Genomic DNA, 16,510 nt, shown 5'->3' on the forward strand with positions numbered 1-16,510 from the left:
AAGCCTCATGTCCACTACCGCCTCGAATCACGACAATCCGCTCCTCGATTTCTCCGACCTGCCGCGCTTTGGCGAAATCCGCCCCGAACACGTCACGCCAGCCCTCGATGTGCTGCTCGCCGATGCGGCCGCCGCCGTCGAACGCGCTGCCCAGCCGATCACCCCCGCTTCGTGGGCCGACGTGGTCGAACCGGTCGAGCGCGCCACCGAACCGCTGTCGCGCGCCTGGAGCGTGGTCGGCCATCTGAACGCCGTCGCCGATACGCCCGAGTTGCGCGCCGTGTTTGGCGAAAATCTGCCGCGCGTCACCGAATTCTGGTCGAGCGTCGGCCAGAATCTCGCGCTGTACGAGAAGTACAAGGCGTTGAACGCGAGCAGCGATTTCGCCTCGCTGACCGACGAGCGTAAGAAGATCCTCGGCAACGCGCTGCGCGATTTCCGCCTGTCCGGCGCGGAATTGCCGGAAGACCAGAAACCGCATTTCGCCGAATTGCAGGAACGCCAGGCGGCGCTCTCGAAAGCGTTTTCCGATCACGTGCTCGATGCGACCAACGCCTATGCCTATGTCGTCGAAGCCGGCGATGAAGCGCAATTGGTCGGCCTGCCGGAAGACGTCGTCGAGGCCGCGAAGGAAGCGGCCGAACGCGAAGGCAAGACCGGCTACAAGTTCACGCTGCACTTCCCGTCGTATTTCCCGGTGATGCAGTACTCGGAAAATCGTCCGATGCGCGAAGCGATGTATCGCGCCTATGTCACGCGTGCTTCGGAACTCGGCTCGCAATACGGCAACGGCAAGCCCGAGTGGGACAACACCGCGGTACTCGCCGACCAGTTGAAACTGCGCGCCGAAGAAGCGCACATGCTCGGCTTCAACAACTTCGCCGAAGTCTCGCTCGCGCCGAAAATGGCCGAGTCTCCCGCTCAGGTGATGAGCTTTCTCGAAGACCTCGCCACGCGTGCGCGTCCGCATGCCGAGCAGGACTGGAAGGAACTGCGCGAATTCGCCGCGAACGAACTCGGCATGAGCGAGTTGCAACCATGGGACATGACGTTTGCCGCGGAGCGTCTGCGTCAGAAGCGCTACTCGTTCTCCGAGAACGAAGTCAAACAGTACTTCCCGGAAGACGCCGTGTTCAAGGGTCTGTTCAAGGTCACTGAAACGCTCTTTGGCGTGCGTATCCGTCGCGACGACGCGGCCGTGTGGCATCCGGACGTGCGCTTTTTCCGCGTCGAGAATCAGGACGGCGGCCTCGTCGCGCAGTTCTACCTCGATCTGTATGCGCGCGAAGGCAAACGCGGCGGGGCGTGGATGGACGATGCGCGCGGCCGTCACAAGCACACGCACGGCAGCGTGCAAACGCCGGTCGCGTATCTGACCTGCAACTTCTCGGCGCCGGTCGGCGGCAAGCCCGCCTGCTTCACGCACGACGAAGTCATCACGCTGTTCCACGAGTTCGGCCACGGTCTGCATCACATGCTCACGCGTGTCGATGAACTGGGCGTGTCGGGCATCAACGGCGTCGAGTGGGACGCGGTCGAACTGCCGTCGCAATTCATGGAGAACTTCTGCTGGGAGTGGGACGTGTTGAGCGACATGACCTCGCACGTCGAAACGGCCAAGCCGTTGCCGCGCGATCTGTTCGACAAGATGCTCGCCGCGAAGAACTTCCAGAGCGGATTGGGCACGCTGCGCCAGATCGTGTTCTCGATGTTCGACATGCAACTGCATACCGGCTTCGATGCTTCGGGCACGAAGAACGCCACCGAACTCGCGAGCGAAATCAACGAGCGCTTCCATGTCGTGCCGCAGGCGCCGTTCTCGCGTTGGCCGAATACGTTCAGCCATATTTTCGCGGGCGGTTACGCGGCGGGCTACTACAGCTACAAGTGGGCTGAAGTGCTCTCCGCGGATGCCTACGCGGCATTCGAAGAAGCGGCGCAAGCGGCGAGCGGCAGCGTGCTCGATCAGGCGACCGGCATGCGCTATCGCAAGGAGATTCTGGAAGTGGGCGGCAGCCGTCCGGCAATGGAGTCGTTCAAGGCGTTCCGCGGCCGCGAGCCGAATATCGACGCATTGCTGCGCCACAATGGCATGTCGCCGGGCGCGGCGCATTGATGGGTTGAGGCAAGCGTCGGCGCTTTGCTTCGCGCCGATAAAAAACCGGTGACCTGCGTAAGCAGGCACCGGTTTTTTTGTTTCGCGCGAAGCATCAAGCCGCAATCAATCGCGATGCAATTTGAAGTCCACTTGCGCTGGACGGCCTTCGAGCGACAGCGCCGCGCGCGCAGCCGGCGCGCGGCTCACCACCTTGCCGCGGCTCACTACCGCGAGGCGCGCGGCGCGCAAGCGGATCGCTTCCACCGGATCGCGCGCGTCGAGCAGCACCAGATTGGCCGCGCATCCCGGCGCGATGCCGTAGCCTTCCAGACCGAGAATGCGCGCGGCGTTCACCGTCACCGCGTCGAAACAGGCGCGCATGCCGTCGACGCCCGTCATCTGCGCCACATGCAAGCCCATGTGCGCGACTTCGAGCATGTCGCCCGAGCCGAGGCTGTACCACGGGTCCATCACGCAATCGTGGCCGAACGCGACGTTGATGCCGGCCGCCATCATCTCCGGCACGCGCGTCATGCCGCGGCGTTTCGGATACGTGTCGCTGCGCCCTTGCAGCGTGATGTTGATCAGCGGATTCGCGATCGCCGCGACGCCCGACTCGCGCATCAGCGGCAGGAGCTTGCTGACGTAGTAGTTGTCCATGGAATGCATCGAGGTCAGATGCGAGCCGGTGACACGCCCGTGCAAACCGAGCCGGTGCGTTTCGGCCGCGAGCGTCTCGATGTGCCGCGACATCGGATCGTCCGATTCATCGCAATGCATGTCGACGCGCAAGCCCTGCTCCGCCGCGTACTCGCACAAGAGGCGCACCGACTGCGCGCCGTCGGCCATGGTGCGCTCGAAATGCGGAATGCCGCCGACCACGTCCACACCCATCGCGATCGAGCGCTTGAGATTCTCGAACGCGCCCGGGCTGCGCAACACGCCGTCTTGCGGAAAGGCCACCAGCTGCAGATCGAGATACGGTGCGACGCGGCGCTTCACTTCGACCAGCGCCTCGACCGCGAGCAGACGCGGATCGCATACATCCACGTGGCTGCGGATAGCAAGCAGTCCGCGCGCGACGGCCCAATCGCAATATTGCAACGCCCGCTCGATCAGCGCCTCCTGCGTCAGATCCGGCTTCAGTTCGCCCCATAACGCGATGCCTTCGAGCAGCGTGCCCGACGCGTTCACGCGCGGCAAACCGTACGAGAGCGTCGCGTCCATATGGAAATGCGGATCGACGAACGGCGGTGTGACGAGTGAACCCGCGGCATCGATTTCTTCGCGCGCGCTGGCGGCCAGATTCGGCTCGACGGCGACGATGCGGCCCGCTTCGATGCCGATGTCGACCGGCTCTTTGTATTGCGGCGCGGCGCCCGGTGGCAGCATCGCGCGGCGGATGATCAGATCCATCTATCGCTCCCTTTGACCCCGTCCTGATTGACTACGATTCTATCGGCGTCAGAAAGCGCGTGGCGGCGTTTTTGTTCGACGCTTTTTTCATCTGGCCGTACCGGCGAGCGGCGCGCGATCCGTACCGGCAGTGCGTCGCGCCACCCGCCTATACTCGCCAGACAGACGGTCGATGCGATGCCGCGCCGTCATCCACTCACGGAGCAAGCACATGAAAACCATCGGCGTGATCGGCGGGATGAGCTGGGAATCGTCCACCGAGTATTACAAGCTGCTCAACCGCCACGCCAAAACGCGCCTGGGCGGCCACCACAACGCCCGCAGCCTGATGCTCACCGTCGACTTCGCGCCGATCGAAGCGAACCAGCGCGCGGGCGACTGGAACGCGCTCGGCCAGCAGATGGCCGACGCCGCGCGCCAACTCGAACGGGGCGGCGCCGATCTGGTGATGCTCGCGACCAATACGATGCATCGCGTGTATGAATCGATCGAAGCGGCGATCGACGTGCCCTTCCTGCATATCGCCGATCCGACCGGCAGCGCGCTGCGCGCGGCAGGCATCGAGCGAGTGGGCTTGCTGGGCACGCGCTATACGATGGAGCAAGCTTTCTACACGGGACGCCTGCGTGAGCGCTACGGCCTCGACACAGTGATTCCCAATGAAGCCGAACGCGCGGACGTGCACCGCATCATTTACGATGAGTTGTGCCACGGCAAAGTGAACGACGCTTCGCGCGCGGTGTATCAGCGTGTGATCGAAGCGCTGGCCGCTCGTGGCGCGCAGGCAGTGATTCTCGGCTGCACCGAGATCACGTTGCTGATCAAGCCAGAAGATTCCGCGTTACCCGTGTTCGACACGACCGCATTGCATGCGCAAGCGGCGGTGGAATGGGCGATTGATTCGGAGTGAAGGTGGGTGCGCGCACGCGCTTCAACCCGTATGCGCACGGATGCCGTAGAAGTTAAAAAGCCCGCGTGGCTTGCGCCAGCGGGCTTTCAACAATGCTTGGTTGCGGGGGTAGGATTTGAACCTACGACCTTCGGGTTATGAGCCCGACGAGCTGCCAGACTGCTCCACCCCGCGTCAGAGAAAACGGATTGTATAGAGATGTTCGCAAGACGTCAAACAATCGCGCGAATTATTTCACGCTCGTGAAATGACGCACACGCGACTCACAGATCCTGGACCGTCGCGCCTTCCACCTTACCGTCGATGATGTCCGCGCCGTACTGGCTCGCACTGCGTTTGGCCACGCCGAAATCGGAGAACGTGAGCGGCAGCACGAGACGAAATACGCGGCTCGCCTTCGAGCCGCTGATTGCTCCCGGCCGGCAGACGCGCACCGCGACGTCGTAGCCTTCGGAGTGGCGCTTGTGACCGTCGAACTTGTCGAACGCCCGCGAAAATACCAGCGGATGCACTTCGAAGTCCTTATAAAGGGCTGGGTAAAGTTCGGCCATGATGCCTCCCCGATGCGCAAAAGCGCGAGTGTGAGTGATCTCACTATACGCCGCGACATGACCGGCTCGCGCTTTTATTTTCGGTGCCGCGGCGGGGCCATTTTCACCGTCCGCTCGCCCGCGCGATAAGATGCGGGACTATCGGAATCACGCAAGCTTGTGAGAATGTCATGAAAATCGCCACCTGCGAATTCGAACGGCATTCCGCAATGTCGCAACTTGTCTCATAAATCCCGCCAAGCGCCACCGCTCGCGGGATTTGTTGCTTCTTGGCGTCTCACAGTGATTCCTGTCGGCGCGTCAAAAATGGGTAGCTAGGTGGGTAGCTAGATATAATCCGCCCTAGCTACCCACCCCCTGACGCCATGGCCAAGACAACAAACCTCCTGGACGATATCCAGATCAAACGCTGGATCGCCAAAGCCGAGCCGATCGCGAAATCGGACGGCGAAGGCCTCACCTTCACGCTATCCAAAGCCGGCACCGCGAGCTGGGTATTGCGCTATCGGATGGGCGGTGGCCGGCGCAAGGAACTGACTCTCGGCAACTATCCGGACATGTCACTTGCGGCGGCACGCAAAGCTGCGCGCACGCAGCGCGCCGCGGTCGACGAAGGCAAGGATCCTGCTGCAGACAAGAAAACGGCCAAGGCCCGCTCGCTTGCCGCGTGGACCGTCAGCGAACTGGCTGATGACTTCGCCGACAAAGCGTTGAAAGCACCGCTCGCCAAAGGGACGATCTACTACCGCAAGTGGGATCTGGACAATGTCGTGCGCCCGAAACTGGGCTCGCTTGAGGTGCGCAAGGTAGCCGCAGCCGATGTCGTCCACATGCTCGAGACCAGCGGCCGGGGATGGACGGTATGCAAGCGCATCCTGACGACCGCCACGCAGCTGTTCGGGCACGCGTGCGGGAAGCGCATGATCGACGTCAACCCGTGCGTCGGTATCACGCTCAAGGCCCTGATGGGCCCGCGGCCGCCGGTCAAGAAACGCGTCATGCTGACCGAGGATGAACTGCGCACGCTTCTGGCCGACATCGACAACAAGATCGGCCGCGAGAATGCGCTCGCGCTGCGCATCCTGCTGGCGACCTGTGTCCGTTCGATTGAACTGGCCCGTGCGCGCTGGCAGTACGTCGACTTCGACAAGAACACGTGGTTCGTGCCCGACGAGAACGTGAAGACGCGCACCGGTTTTCTGGTGCCGCTCACGCCGACGGTGCGAAGTTGGTTTCAGGCCCTCAAGGCGATCGCGGGTGACTCAGACTGGGTGCTGCCTGCGCGGACGTCGCTGCGCAGGAAGAAGCACGGCGACACGCACGTGGGTAACACGACGCTCTGGTCAGCAATCAACCAGGCATTCGTTCGCGGCGATCTCGATATCCGCCGTTTCACGCCGCACGACACCCGCAGCACCGCCAAGGGCCATATGCGAAACATGAAGATTTCGCGCGAGATTAGCGAGCTGGCGCTCAATCACAAGCTGAAGGGTATGGAGGGGATCTACGACGTGCGGGAAGACATACCGGAGCGGCGCGAAGCGCTTGAACTGTGGGCAGCGTTTATCGTGTCGTGCGCGGAAGGCCGGAAATGGAATGTGGTCACCTTCAACGCCGCAGCATAACAAGATAACGACGGGGATATACATGCAGCACTCTGACGCACCTTGGAATGCGCTCAAACGCGCGCGTGACGCTGTCGACAGCATGAAGGCCAAGAAGCATCCCGCTGAGCGGGCCGAATGCTGGCAAGACTTTCTGGTTCACCTTGAGCGGGTTTGGAACAAGGCACACGCGCATTTCAGCAAAAGCCCCAAATGGAGCGGCTGGCGCAGCCCGTATGAACACCTGCGCAAAACAGACCCGCTCTTGAGCTACCTTCGACATGCGCGCAATGCTGACGAACACACAGCAAACCCCATAAGCACGAAGACGCCTGGCGGCTTGGCCATTAACCCGGCGCGGGGCACGTCTCTAAATATTCACCGGATGGAAATGAAGGGTGGTCGGGTGATGCTTAAAACAGACGCACCGGTCAGATTTCAGATCGCCGGTGGCGAGGCCGTTCCGATCCCCGTCATAGATAGCGGCGTTGAATACTTGCTCCCTACCCACCACCGCGACAAACCCATCGAACCCAAGTTCGTCGAGATGGCCGAACTCGCGATCGCGTTCTACGAAGACGCCCTGACAAAGGCCGAGGCGTTCTTCGTCAAATAGAAGCTCGCGACTATTCGTGACTGCACGCGCCAGCGATCAATCCTTGCTGCTGGAGGGTGCAGACATAGCCTTGGAGGTAGATGGCTTTTGCGCGGGCGTCGGCGTCGGCGTCGTCGACGATCCCGAAAAGAGCGCTTCCAAACGCTGGTGATAGCTCGGCTGTGCCACTGGTGCCATCGCCCACGCTGCCGGCGCCGGTCCCTGCACCTGCTGCGTTGCCACCGCCTGCGGCGGGAGTGTAGTTGGTGACGGCGATCCGCAGCCGGCGAGCGCCGTCAGCGATAGCAGCGCGATTCTTTGCATTGTCGGCTTCATGGGCTTCTTTCTCCTGGGTGAGTTGGGTGTCGAGCGTCGCGATCTTGCCGGCCGCGACCCGGCCGTCGGCGATTGCCTTCTGCTCTGCCGCCAGCGCCGCGTCGGACACGGCCTTCCGTTGCTTCGCGTTCTGCTCGTTGTCCTGCGCACGCGCAGCGCGCTCGGTGGCCAGCTGCGCGCCGTAGTGATTGGAGTCGAGCGCGTGCGTGCCGCCGGCGCCGATTGCGATACCGAGCAGCGCGGCACCGAGACCGGTGATCAGATAAGGTGACATGTCATTCTCCCAGGCACGCGGCCCGCTCAAGGTTGCGGCGCGTGACGATGCCGCCGCACCGGTTTGCCACGATCGCGCAGTCCTTGCCGGCCACGAAGCGCCAGCGATAGAACTGGCCGCACGCGGCGGGAAACTGCTTCTTCACGTACATGGCTCGCAGCGTCGAGCCCTTGTAGTTCGCGAGGCCGGTGTTGTATGTCAGGTCGATCACCGCCACCTTCTGCCCGTCGGTCAGCTCGTCGAATCCCGGTGTGATCGCCCTCACCGCTTCGGCATAGTCCGCGAGCCGGTCGCCTAGCATTGCCTTGCACTCGTTTAGCGTGTACCGGCGCATCCTGACGGTGGTGTCGCCGAAACAGACCGTCTGCACGTCGTGCGCGAGCGCGTCGTTGTACGGCGTAAGTCGCACGCCCTCCCGCGATGCGGTAAGGCCGATCAGAGCGCTCGCCGCGGCGGCGCCGATGACGGCCGCTAGCGTTCGCTTGCGCGGCGGCTGGCGAACGTCAGGCATCGTCTTTCTCCTGCAGCGCCGGCTGCGCGATGTAAGCGCCGGCCAGGCCGACCGCCGAGATACCCGCGCTAATCGTCAGCACCAGCCAGAGCGGCAAGCGGTCGACGAACGCGCCGGGCAGCGCGGACCAGATGCCGGTGATCAGCGGCGTGACGGTGCCGATGATCAGCGCGCGCACGGAGTTGCGCTTGTGCGCGGTGCGCCAGTAGGAAACAAGGCTCATGACATTACCTTCGATTTGAAAAAAGCCCAGACGGCGAGACCGATCATTACGATCAGTGCCCACAAACCTTTTTTCGCCAGTTCGGCACGCAGATCGTTGTAAAACTGCTCTCTCGCTTCGAGCTTTCGAATCAGGTTTTCGTGATATTTGCGATGGCTTATCCAGTCCCCGCCCGGAAAAGCATCGTGGAGATCGTCCACGCGCCGTATTACCTCTTCGACTTTCTTGTCGGTCACGTCGAGACGCGTCACATTCTCGCTGTGGCGCTGCGCCTGGTCTTTACCAAGCTCGCGTATTGATTCGACGACTTCTTTCCAACCGTCCATTAATGCCCCGGTGATTTTAAGAGACTAGCCGCCACGAGAAATTCGGCATTATCTACGCCTTTGACATCAGCGTCGTTTATCAGATGGACAGGATTATCCCGCAATTAATCCAATGATTTTCATCGGATTAAAACCGCGTGTTTTTGATAATCGGAGACGGCGCGACGGATGCGACCGGAGGAAAAATTGCACTTGACGATGCGCCCCCTTGGGGCTAGTCTGGGCGCGTTGGGTAGCGCGTCGCGCAGCCCGCCACCTCCGAAAGGATGACCATCATGAAGTACTCATTTCGCGTGCGCGTTCTGCGCGCCATCAGCAATGCCAATTCGCTACGTTCCACCCACGCCTCAAGCACTGCATGCTCAGAAAGAGCGTCTGAAGAAGACCGGCGACCAGATGGCAGACATGTACGGACTTGCGGGCAACAATCAGTGGCGCAAGTACACCAGCGGTCACGACAAGCGTCCTATGAGCCTTCCGATGTTGTTCCTCGCTGGCGCGCTCCAGAATCGCACCGCAACGGTCGAGGAAGTGTTCGAGTGGTGCCGCCGCGAGACCGGCGCGACCATCGATCTGGACGCGACGTCCGACTCCCCGGTGCCCGATGGAGACCCGCCGCCATAGCGGCGACGCGCGAGTGCACAAGCACTCCCGACGTGCCGTGTATGATCTCGCGCTGGAATAAAAAAAACGCGAGAAAATTTATGGCGAAGGGGTTATGCGTATCGGTTCTGGGGATGTTTGTGATGGCCTGCAGTGGGTGCGGCGGAGGCGGTGGTGGAAGCTCGCCTGTGACGGTCACCCAAGCGGCTCCGGCGCCAGTCAAAAAGCCAATTTCTATCGGCGCAAACGGCGATTCGCTCACGCGCGGAACTGTCCAGAATCCTGACGGCACCTACCGCTTCACGGACAACACGGCGCCGGCCAACCTTCAGAAAATGCTCCAAGCCAGTCTTGGCTCATCCGTCACGGTCGCCAATCACGGAGTGGGCGGAGCGACGGTAGCCGATGTGTTGAACGGTGTGGCGGGCTACAAAATGGGCTGGAAGGATGCCCTGCCGATCAACACCGAGCAGATCCAGATCGCAAAGTGGGCCGTCAATGATTCGAACCCAGTCGTCAACGAATCAACGACCGTTTTCGAGAACGATCTGATCTACTGGATTCAGATCACGCAGGCGGCTGGCAAGACGGTGGTTTTGGAAGAGCCGAATCCCGTCTGCAATCCGGCCTTCGCAACACTGCCGCAGTACGTCGCAGTGATCGATAAGGTAGCCGCACAGCTCGCACTGCCACTCATCAAGCAATACGACTACATCCTGTCGTTGCCGAACTGGCAGAGCTATCTGGGCGCGGACTGCACGCACCCTGCTGACGATCGGCTTTACCAGATCATGGCGCAGCGCGAATACGACGTTGTGCAGCCGATTGTCGTTGCTCTGCAGAAGTGACAAAGCCCCTAACTATTCGTAGGGGCCGGCATGCTGTCTTTTACCCAAACCGGCTGCGCTGCGTAATAAGCCGCATACTCAGCGCTGCTGGTGGTGACTTCCTTCTGGTATGGCCATGTTTCGAGAGCCTGCTCCCAATACGACCAGCCACACGGCTCCGTCATGGCCTCGTCGGTGTATTGAATCCAGATATTCGCCACGTCGATGTTTTCCATGCTCAGATTTCCCACGAAGAAACGGATGCCACGAAAGTCGGCGAGCCTGAACTGCTGGACGCCGAATAAAATGCCCGCTGTCCAACCGTCAATTCCAAATTATTGAATGGCGTAGCGACAGACGAAGCGTTCAATGTAGACGCTAGCGTTTGCGCACCCGCCCCGCCGACTGATCCAAACAGTGACATCGATACGCTGGCCGTTGCGCTATTGCCAATTTGCATCACGCCGGAACAAATTTTTGCGTTAAGCGGGACCGCTAGATTGTTTACGATTGTGGGACTGGCAGAGGTTGTCGACGTCGAGAACATCGACACAAGCGCTACCGACGTTTTACGATCGCGAACAGTGCAAATGTTGATCAGACTTGCCGCGGTTGTCGAAACGATGCACAGCAACGAACTCGCGGTGTAACCGGCCGGCATGTTCGCGCCACCGTACACATTCGGCAGCGTTACCCCGTTCGCGCTCTGCCCGAGCAGTCCCTTCGCACCTGTAGTCGGGTTGTAGATCTCATACAGACCGAGAAAGCTGCTGGCAGGGATACTGCCGGTATCCATCCCGTTGACGCCTGTCGTAGCGCCATTGAATGTCTGGTTGATGGAAGAGAGCACATACTTTTGGCCGCCCAGCCCGGTACTTACGACAATCTCGTCTGCCGTCAGCGTGGCTGACGCACTCGCAGCGCTGACGGTCATCGACAGGTTGCGCACAGCTCCGACGACGCCACTCATGAATGCTGGCGCCCAGTTCGCTCCACCGGTGTCCGGATTGTTCGTGTTGTTGTCGGCCTGGCTGATCCACATGCCGCCCTTATCCGATCGCAGCAGTAATGCACCGCGCGGATAGCCGCCTACGTTCGCGTCGTTGGCAAACGTCGAGTTATAGCCGTATGTGCCGCCGCCGTGCGCCCAGCGAATCGACGCAGTGATCAGGTTGAGCACACCGTTGAAATCAGCGCCTGCCGGCGGCACACCGCCCGCCGCGATCGGTGTGAACGTGAGCGGCGGAAAGCCATCGTTTAGTGACGCGGCGCCCGGCGTAATGCTGATCTGCGACGCTTCCGGGATGACGTTCTTCGTGCCGTTGGCCGCAAAGGCGAGCGGGACGAGAGTTGGTGTCTGACTAGCTTGCATTCTGTGCCCCAGTAAAGAAAATGCCCTGTCCAAATGATGCCGCGCTTGCCGTACCAGCCTCTGCAAAACCCAGCACGTTCGGCAACGGAACCTGAATCATTGATGCGAGGACGCCGGTCGGCCGTGGCAGCGCGCCAGACTGGGTGACTATCGCCACCTCGAACGGCTGCATATAGAACTCGAACGTGTAGCGCATCTGCATGTTGCCGAGATCATTCACATAGCAGCGGCCACGGCCAGCGAACAGGTTCAGAAGCAACTGGTTGTAGCTCGGGATCGAGCCATCGCAGATGTTCGCGAGCGCTTTAACAAGGATCAACGTACGGAATGCGTCATCCGACAGCGAAAAGTTCTGCGTTGCCGGAGTGCCCGAATAGAAAACCCCTTGGCCGAACGGCGCAGCGCTCGCGGTGCCCGCTTCATCGAAACCGAGGTCGATTTCAGTGGACGGTATTTTCAGGATCCGGCCATTATCAAGCCCGACAATTTTTCCCCAGATGTCGAGGCCATAGCCGACCGCCGTATCGACGTTCCAGATCAAATCGTAAAACGAGTCAATATCGGCCGACGGGTCGATATAACCGTTCATGTTCTGAATCAGTTGAACGATCGTCGGACTGTTCGCATATTGACTGATAATCGTCCGCTCGACGTTATCCATAATCCGGCACCTGAAAATCCAATTCCAGAATCATACGAGAGTAACGACGATATTATTCGCGGACAGCGTCGGAATCTGATTGATATTCACGCCGACCGAGTTCTGATTTGCTGTCGTCGTGCCGATTTGCACCGAGATTAATTCGACGTTCGGATTGATATTTTCGATGCCCGGGTAATAGCGGCTCGCGTAAATCGTCCGGCCGATGCGCGCGCGCTGGCCGCCGTCGGCGCCGGTGAAGGCCGCAGTGATTGCGTTCTGCACCAGCTGCGTGATGTTCGAAGGCAAGCCCGGCACGTTTGCGATCTGCACCGCGTACAGGATCGGCAGACCGGTCGCAATGTCGAGCTTCACCGTGTACTGCGGAAACGGCGCCGTGTAGCCGTCGGTGTCGAAGACCGTCACCGGCGTGCTGCCCGAGTAGTTGCAGCCGGGCCCCTTCTTCGACCAGATTGCATTCGCGACATCCTGCACAGCGCCGCCGGCAACGCACACATACAGCGAATTGGCCAGCAGCGTAACGCTACCCACGACCGCGGGCGTGCCGAGCGGATTGTCGACCACGTAGGCATCCAGCACATTGGCCACGCTCAGCACCGCGCCGCGCACCGAAGGCACCGACCCCTTCGAGTTGAGCGCTACCGACTGCCGGCGGCGATTCTCGAAGTCCGCGCGCGTTTCGACGTCCGAGCCCAGCACGCCGTCGGCGGCGTTCGAGATCGAATCGCAGCCCGGAATCTGCTGATAGATCTTCAGCGAGCCGGCCGGGCACGCGATCGGACCATTGACCGCGCAGGCGAATGTCAGATCGATGCTGCCGCCGGCCGGAATGACGCCGGCCTGCGTGCACAGATAGATGTTGCCGTCCGTCGAGCTCTGCGCCTTCGCGCCGACCGGGATCGGTGTATTGACCAGGCCGCTACAGGTGGCAGTGACGGTGGTCGGCTCAGCGGGATTGCGGTCGATGAAGTAGATGCGCCCAATCGCGTCCTGAAACCGCCCATCGGACAAGTCGGGGTCGACGCCGGTGACGACCTCGAGGATGTCGTCGTTCTTCGCGCCAATGATCGCCGTCGTGCTTGAGGCGAGCTGCCCCTGCGGCGTCTTCAGGTTCGGCGTGCCGTCGGCGTTCGTCACGTTCATGTTGCCGCCGAACGCGGCGTTCGCATCGGCGAAAACGCCGTCGAGGATTGCAGACTCGTCGGGCACCACCGGGCCGCTCGGTGCCCAGTTGATCGGAGGTACGCTGGAACTCGGGGTCGACATGGTGATGACCTCAGAAGGAAACAGGAAGAGTGATGCCGCTCGACGTGGTCACCTGAATCGTGCCTTTGATCGTGCGGCCCACGAACGAGGTGATTGTCGCGCTAGCCTTGACCACTTCATTGACAGTCAGCGCGGCATGCTCGATCAGCGATTGCAGCAGTTGCAGCGGCGGTGACATGCCAAGCACTTCGGAGAAGTACGGCACGCCGTCTGCGGTGTTGAACCAGCACTCGCCCTGGAAAGTGCGCACCGCGCTCGCGACGTCCTGCGCGATCGAATATGGATCGCTCGCGAGCGCGATGTTGCCGCTCGCGTCGAGGCACAGATCCCACGTGGTTTGATCAAGAAGAAGTGTCGTTGCCATGATTGCTCACTGTGGAGGGCCGCCGAGCCCGGAACCGCCCGAGTTCGTGTGCTGGTGCGAGCTGTCGATCGCATGGCCGTTTGAGGTGATTGTGCCGATGAACTGCACAGCGCCACTGATGACGGATGCAACGCCGCTCGCGATGCTGCCGGTCATGCCGCCGAGCCACGACAGCAGACCCTGCACGATCACCGTGCCGCTGAAGCCGGACTGCGGCGAATTGACAGTGAGAGACGTCGAGGCGTCGATCTCGACGAGCGGCGCGGTCAGCGTGATCTTCGTCGGCGACACGATGCCGATGCCGGCGGCCGAGAAGCGCACATATTGCTGCGGCACGCCGTTCAGGAAGCCGCCGATATACAGGCCATCGGCCGCGTCGAACTTGCGCTTCGAACCCGGGTTCGCCTGCGCCTTCGTGGATTTCACTGCAGAGATGTCGCGATCTGCGATGACCGCTAACCCGATGTCGCCCTGCTTCGGATCGAGGATCACGGCATCGGTGCCGCCCTGCAGCCGGAAATAAGGCAGGTTGTACACGGTGCCGTGTGGCACTGCGTTGTCGCTGCCGTCGAGCTGGTTGACCAGTGGCCGCACGTCAACGAAGCCGACCGGCGACAGATCGCCTGCGTTGGTCACGGCGATCACTTCCACCAGCTTGGCCGTGCTGATTTCGGCCAGCACCTGCCGGATCAGGAACAGATGCTCGTTGTAGGGAGAGCCGCCGGAGGTCGCATCGGCCGCGCCGCGGTAACCGAGGTCATTGGTCATTGCTGGGCACCGCGAGGATCGAAGTGAACCATTGGCCGTTGGGCGTCTCGGTCTGTAGCGAGTGCTGCACCTGCATTACCGTCCATTTCCCGCGCGCCACCTGCAGGGAGCTCTCCACCTGAACGACGCCACCCGGCTTGATGGATGCGTTAAACAGCGTCGTGAGACCGAGTCCGTTACTGGAGAACGTCGGATAGCCGACCATTCCCGTGTCTGGAGAAATCAGCGGCACGTCGCCGCTGCGTGAACCGTTCTTCGGCCAGATCGCAAGCGTGCCGCGGTCGATCGTCCAGCTGATATCCGCGGCGCGCGCACACGCGCGGACCTGCGCGAGCGCGGTGCCCGGGAAATATGGGCTCGCCAGTTGGACGGACACGCCGTTGTTTTCGAACGCCACGCCCATCGTTTGCGCGAGCGTCTGCATGATCGTCGCGACGTCGGCCGAGCCGGGAAAACTCAGCGCATTGACGGGCTTTAGCGCCGACGCGAGACCGCCAAGGCCTGTGATGTTCAGCGGAATCTCCGGCGCGCCCTGAAACTCGCCCCACGCCTGCCAGATCGTGCCGTTGTAGATCGTTTGCAGGCCAGTCTCGTCATCGCCGGCCGCGACGAGCACCGCGTTGTTGAACATCACCGCCGAGTTGATCGGCCCGATGGTCGTCAACTGGTTGATCATGTCGAGCGGCAGGCCGAACAGTCGCAACTGCGCCTGCGGCATCGCCTCGCCGCCGTAGACCTGAATGCCGGCGTGCACGCGCAGACCTGATAGCGTGACCGTGTTCGCGCCAGAGTCACCGAACTGGCCGGTGCCGAGCGTGATCGTCACGTCGATGCGTTTGCGAGTGAAGCTCATGTGAGATCGCTCGCTTCAAGGTAGACCAGCTGATACCGCGCGCCGAGGCCGTCGTACGTAGGATCGGCGACGCCTTGCGTGTCGAAGAACGATAGATCGCCGACAAACCCGAGATAGGACTGGCGCACGACCAGCACGCGGTCGCGCGCGATGACGCCTGTCACGATCGGCACGTTGTTGACGTACAGGTCGAGATACATGCCCGTCGACTTCTGATAGACCTTGAGCTGACAGTTCTGGCCGCCGAGCAATGTGCTCAGCTTCTGCGACGGCACGGAAGATAGCGGAATAGTCTTCATCACTGCACCACCGAGACCGGGCCATACAGCGCGGCAAGCGATGCGCTCGGCGTGCTCGCCTGCACCTGCCCCTGACTGACCGTGTCAGCAGAGGCCGGATTCTGCACGTTATCGAACGCTGCGGTCGCATTCACGCGGATTTCCTCGATGTGCAAATCGACCTTGAACAGCGTCGCGCCATCGCGCTGCTCACGCCGGTAGTCGTACGCCACGATGTTCGCGTTGTTGTAGACCACCTCCGGCATGACGATGCTGTAGAGGTTTGTCGACCGCTTGGCGAGATCGATCGCAGAGATGAAGTTGGCGCGCCGCTGCTCATCACCACCACACACCAGGCTCACGACGGACGCGTACGGGCGTTGCACCTTGTTGTATGACTGGAACGCGCCCTGTTCCATCGGATAGTCGGGAACGTTCGAATCCGCGCGATATTGCACGGCGCGCACGCTGTCGGCGATCGCGACCGGCTGGTTGCTCGAGTCGAATACTCCCCAAACAGGCTTTGCGAAGCCGAGCGCAAACTGGCCGAGGCCTGCGTTGATCAGGAAGCTGTTCACCTCGGTCAGCACCGGCGTGCCGACGGCGCGCACCAAAGCGGGAACGCCCGGCAGCGCCGGGACGTTCGGGAATTGCGGTACCACAATGTCTGGCAT

The 16,510-nt window shown here is 61.4% G+C and carries 21 protein-coding genes and 1 tRNA gene; 6 read left to right on the top strand and 16 right to left on the bottom strand.

The window, feature by feature from the left end:
- The first annotated feature begins 7 nt into the window (after nt 1–7).
- Nucleotides 8–2,116, top strand: a complete 2,109-nt coding sequence (locus P0D80_RS08520; protein ID WP_408282766.1) for a M3 family metallopeptidase — start codon at nt 8–10, stop codon at nt 2,114–2,116.
- Nucleotides 2,117–2,221: 105 nt separating this feature from the next.
- Here P0D80_RS08520 and P0D80_RS08525 read toward each other — a convergent pair whose 3' ends face one another.
- The gene (locus P0D80_RS08525) at nt 2,222–3,514 is read right to left on the bottom strand and encodes an amidohydrolase family protein (protein WP_408282769.1); all 1,293 of its coding nucleotides are present in this window, start codon (nt 3,512–3,514) and stop codon (nt 2,222–2,224) included.
- A gap of 211 nt (nt 3,515–3,725) precedes the next feature.
- Here P0D80_RS08525 and P0D80_RS08530 point away from each other — a divergent pair, with 211 nt between their 5' ends.
- The gene (locus tag P0D80_RS08530; RefSeq protein ID WP_408282772.1) at nt 3,726–4,424 is read left to right on the top strand and encodes an aspartate/glutamate racemase family protein; all 699 of its coding nucleotides are present in this window, start codon (nt 3,726–3,728) and stop codon (nt 4,422–4,424) included.
- Nucleotides 4,425–4,521: 97 nt separating this feature from the next.
- Here the strand turns inward: P0D80_RS08530 and P0D80_RS08535 are convergent.
- Both P0D80_RS08535 and P0D80_RS08540 read right to left on the bottom strand, forming a co-directional pair.
- Nucleotides 4,522–4,598: transfer RNA gene (locus P0D80_RS08535), tRNA-Met, on the bottom strand.
- A gap of 89 nt (nt 4,599–4,687) precedes the next feature.
- Entirely contained in the window at nt 4,688–4,975 is a 288-nt protein-coding gene (locus P0D80_RS08540; protein WP_106279408.1) for a hypothetical protein, read from the bottom strand.
- A 365-nt stretch (nt 4,976–5,340) separates the two neighbouring features.
- Between P0D80_RS08540 and P0D80_RS08545 the strand changes: the two genes are divergently transcribed.
- A complete protein-coding gene (locus P0D80_RS08545) occupies nt 5,341–6,600 on the top strand; it encodes a tyrosine-type recombinase/integrase (protein WP_408282774.1) in 1,260 nt (419 codons plus the stop codon).
- 22 nt (nt 6,601–6,622) lie between these two features.
- Nucleotides 6,623–7,195: a hypothetical protein gene (locus P0D80_RS08550; RefSeq protein ID WP_408282776.1), complete on the top strand. Its 573-nt coding sequence runs from the start codon at nt 6,623–6,625 to the stop codon at nt 7,193–7,195.
- A gap of 10 nt (nt 7,196–7,205) precedes the next feature.
- Here P0D80_RS08550 and P0D80_RS08555 read toward each other — a convergent pair whose 3' ends face one another.
- From P0D80_RS08555 to P0D80_RS08570, 4 genes are read right to left on the bottom strand one after another with little or no spacing between them, the layout of a single operon-like run.
- Nucleotides 7,206–7,784 carry a lysis system i-spanin subunit Rz gene (locus P0D80_RS08555; protein ID WP_408282778.1) on the bottom strand — a complete coding sequence of 193 codons (579 nt, stop codon included), beginning with the start codon at nt 7,782–7,784 and terminating at the stop codon, nt 7,206–7,208.
- Between the two features lies 1 nt (nt 7,785).
- Complete coding sequence (locus P0D80_RS08560; RefSeq protein ID WP_408282781.1) at nt 7,786–8,295, bottom strand: glycoside hydrolase family protein; 510 nt, start codon at nt 8,293–8,295, stop codon at nt 7,786–7,788.
- Nucleotides 8,288–8,518 (bottom strand): DUF7940 domain-containing protein, encoded by a 231-nt coding sequence (locus tag P0D80_RS08565; RefSeq protein ID WP_408282784.1) that lies wholly within the window; start codon nt 8,516–8,518, stop codon nt 8,288–8,290. The genes P0D80_RS08560 and P0D80_RS08565 overlap by 8 nt, the downstream gene beginning before the upstream one ends.
- On the bottom strand, nt 8,515–8,844 hold the full coding sequence (locus P0D80_RS08570; RefSeq protein ID WP_408282786.1) for a hypothetical protein: 330 nt from the start codon (nt 8,842–8,844) through the stop codon (nt 8,515–8,517). Before P0D80_RS08570 ends, P0D80_RS08565 begins: the two co-directional genes overlap by 4 nt.
- Before the next feature lie 318 nt (nt 8,845–9,162).
- On the opposite strand from P0D80_RS08570, the gene P0D80_RS08575 reads away from it, so the two are divergent.
- Together P0D80_RS08575 and P0D80_RS08580 are read left to right on the top strand one after the other, a co-directional pair.
- On the top strand, nt 9,163–9,468 hold the full coding sequence (locus P0D80_RS08575; protein ID WP_408282789.1) for an XRE family transcriptional regulator: 306 nt from the start codon (nt 9,163–9,165) through the stop codon (nt 9,466–9,468).
- Nucleotides 9,469–9,509: 41 nt separating this feature from the next.
- Entirely contained in the window at nt 9,510–10,295 is a 786-nt protein-coding gene (locus P0D80_RS08580; RefSeq protein ID WP_408282791.1) for an SGNH/GDSL hydrolase family protein, read from the top strand.
- Between the two features lie 8 nt (nt 10,296–10,303).
- Here P0D80_RS08580 and P0D80_RS08585 read toward each other — a convergent pair whose 3' ends face one another.
- The 9 genes from P0D80_RS08585 to P0D80_RS08625 are packed head-to-tail and all read right to left on the bottom strand — an operon-like array spanning nt 10,304 to nt 16,510.
- Entirely contained in the window at nt 10,304–10,510 is a 207-nt protein-coding gene (locus P0D80_RS08585; RefSeq protein ID WP_408282794.1) for a hypothetical protein, read from the bottom strand.
- Between the two features lie 2 nt (nt 10,511–10,512).
- Complete coding sequence (locus P0D80_RS08590; RefSeq protein ID WP_408282797.1) at nt 10,513–11,679, bottom strand: hypothetical protein; 1,167 nt, start codon at nt 11,677–11,679, stop codon at nt 10,513–10,515.
- On the bottom strand, nt 11,636–12,307 hold the full coding sequence (locus P0D80_RS08595) for a DUF2612 domain-containing protein (RefSeq protein WP_408282799.1): 672 nt from the start codon (nt 12,305–12,307) through the stop codon (nt 11,636–11,638). Before P0D80_RS08595 ends, P0D80_RS08590 begins: the two co-directional genes overlap by 44 nt.
- 30 nt (nt 12,308–12,337) lie before the next feature.
- Nucleotides 12,338–13,573, bottom strand: a complete 1,236-nt coding sequence (locus P0D80_RS08600) for a baseplate J/gp47 family protein (protein WP_408282801.1) — start codon at nt 13,571–13,573, stop codon at nt 12,338–12,340.
- A 10-nt stretch (nt 13,574–13,583) separates the two neighbouring features.
- Nucleotides 13,584–13,937, bottom strand: a complete 354-nt coding sequence (locus tag P0D80_RS08605) for a contractile injection system sheath initiator (RefSeq protein WP_408282804.1) — start codon at nt 13,935–13,937, stop codon at nt 13,584–13,586.
- Between the two features lie 6 nt (nt 13,938–13,943).
- Nucleotides 13,944–14,705: an oxidoreductase gene (locus P0D80_RS08610; protein ID WP_408282807.1), complete on the bottom strand. Its 762-nt coding sequence runs from the start codon at nt 14,703–14,705 to the stop codon at nt 13,944–13,946.
- Complete coding sequence (locus P0D80_RS08615; RefSeq protein WP_408282811.1) at nt 14,695–15,558, bottom strand: baseplate hub protein; 864 nt, start codon at nt 15,556–15,558, stop codon at nt 14,695–14,697. Before P0D80_RS08615 ends, P0D80_RS08610 begins: the two co-directional genes overlap by 11 nt.
- Nucleotides 15,555–15,857: a phage baseplate plug family protein gene (locus P0D80_RS08620; protein ID WP_408282814.1), complete on the bottom strand. Its 303-nt coding sequence runs from the start codon at nt 15,855–15,857 to the stop codon at nt 15,555–15,557. The genes P0D80_RS08615 and P0D80_RS08620 overlap by 4 nt, the downstream gene beginning before the upstream one ends.
- Complete coding sequence (locus P0D80_RS08625) at nt 15,857–16,510, bottom strand: phage baseplate protein (RefSeq protein ID WP_408282816.1); 654 nt, start codon at nt 16,508–16,510, stop codon at nt 15,857–15,859. The genes P0D80_RS08620 and P0D80_RS08625 overlap by 1 nt, the downstream gene beginning before the upstream one ends.

Source organism: Paraburkholderia sp. RL17-373-BIF-A, from assembly GCF_046030175.1.
Taxonomy (GTDB): Bacteria; Pseudomonadota; Gammaproteobacteria; order Burkholderiales; family Burkholderiaceae; genus Paraburkholderia.

Bases quoted from the DNA above. Each gene is read 5' to 3' on its own strand.
- P0D80_RS08610 (WP_408282807.1), bottom strand. From the start codon at position 14,705: ATGACCAATGACCTCGGTTACCGCGGCGCGGCCGATGCGACCTCCGGC.
- P0D80_RS08545 (WP_408282774.1), top strand. From the start codon at position 5,341: ATGGCCAAGACAACAAACCTCCTGGACGATATCCAGATCAAACGCTGG.
- P0D80_RS08595 (WP_408282799.1), bottom strand. From the start codon at position 12,307: ATGGATAACGTCGAGCGGACGATTATCAGTCAATATGCGAACAGTCCG.
- P0D80_RS08555 (WP_408282778.1), bottom strand. From the start codon at position 7,784: ATGTCACCTTATCTGATCACCGGTCTCGGTGCCGCGCTGCTCGGTATC.
- P0D80_RS08600 (WP_408282801.1), bottom strand. From the start codon at position 13,573: ATGTCGACCCCGAGTTCCAGCGTACCTCCGATCAACTGGGCACCGAGC.
- P0D80_RS08560 (WP_408282781.1), bottom strand. From the start codon at position 8,295: ATGCCTGACGTTCGCCAGCCGCCGCGCAAGCGAACGCTAGCGGCCGTC.
- P0D80_RS08570 (WP_408282786.1), bottom strand. From the start codon at position 8,844: ATGGACGGTTGGAAAGAAGTCGTCGAATCAATACGCGAGCTTGGTAAA.
- P0D80_RS08565 (WP_408282784.1), bottom strand. From the start codon at position 8,518: ATGAGCCTTGTTTCCTACTGGCGCACCGCGCACAAGCGCAACTCCGTG.
- P0D80_RS08520 (WP_408282766.1), top strand. From the start codon at position 8: ATGTCCACTACCGCCTCGAATCACGACAATCCGCTCCTCGATTTCTCC.
- P0D80_RS08525 (WP_408282769.1), bottom strand. From the start codon at position 3,514: ATGGATCTGATCATCCGCCGCGCGATGCTGCCACCGGGCGCCGCGCCG.
- P0D80_RS08540 (WP_106279408.1), bottom strand. From the start codon at position 4,975: ATGGCCGAACTTTACCCAGCCCTTTATAAGGACTTCGAAGTGCATCCG.
- P0D80_RS08585 (WP_408282794.1), bottom strand. From the start codon at position 10,510: ATGGAAAACATCGACGTGGCGAATATCTGGATTCAATACACCGACGAG.
- P0D80_RS08530 (WP_408282772.1), top strand. From the start codon at position 3,726: ATGAAAACCATCGGCGTGATCGGCGGGATGAGCTGGGAATCGTCCACC.
- P0D80_RS08550 (WP_408282776.1), top strand. From the start codon at position 6,623: ATGCAGCACTCTGACGCACCTTGGAATGCGCTCAAACGCGCGCGTGAC.
- P0D80_RS08580 (WP_408282791.1), top strand. From the start codon at position 9,510: ATGATCTCGCGCTGGAATAAAAAAAACGCGAGAAAATTTATGGCGAAG.
- P0D80_RS08625 (WP_408282816.1), bottom strand. From the start codon at position 16,510: ATGCCAGACATTGTGGTACCGCAATTCCCGAACGTCCCGGCGCTGCCG.
- P0D80_RS08575 (WP_408282789.1), top strand. From the start codon at position 9,163: ATGCCAATTCGCTACGTTCCACCCACGCCTCAAGCACTGCATGCTCAG.
- P0D80_RS08615 (WP_408282811.1), bottom strand. From the start codon at position 15,558: ATGAGCTTCACTCGCAAACGCATCGACGTGACGATCACGCTCGGCACC.
- P0D80_RS08620 (WP_408282814.1), bottom strand. From the start codon at position 15,857: ATGAAGACTATTCCGCTATCTTCCGTGCCGTCGCAGAAGCTGAGCACA.
- P0D80_RS08605 (WP_408282804.1), bottom strand. From the start codon at position 13,937: ATGGCAACGACACTTCTTCTTGATCAAACCACGTGGGATCTGTGCCTC.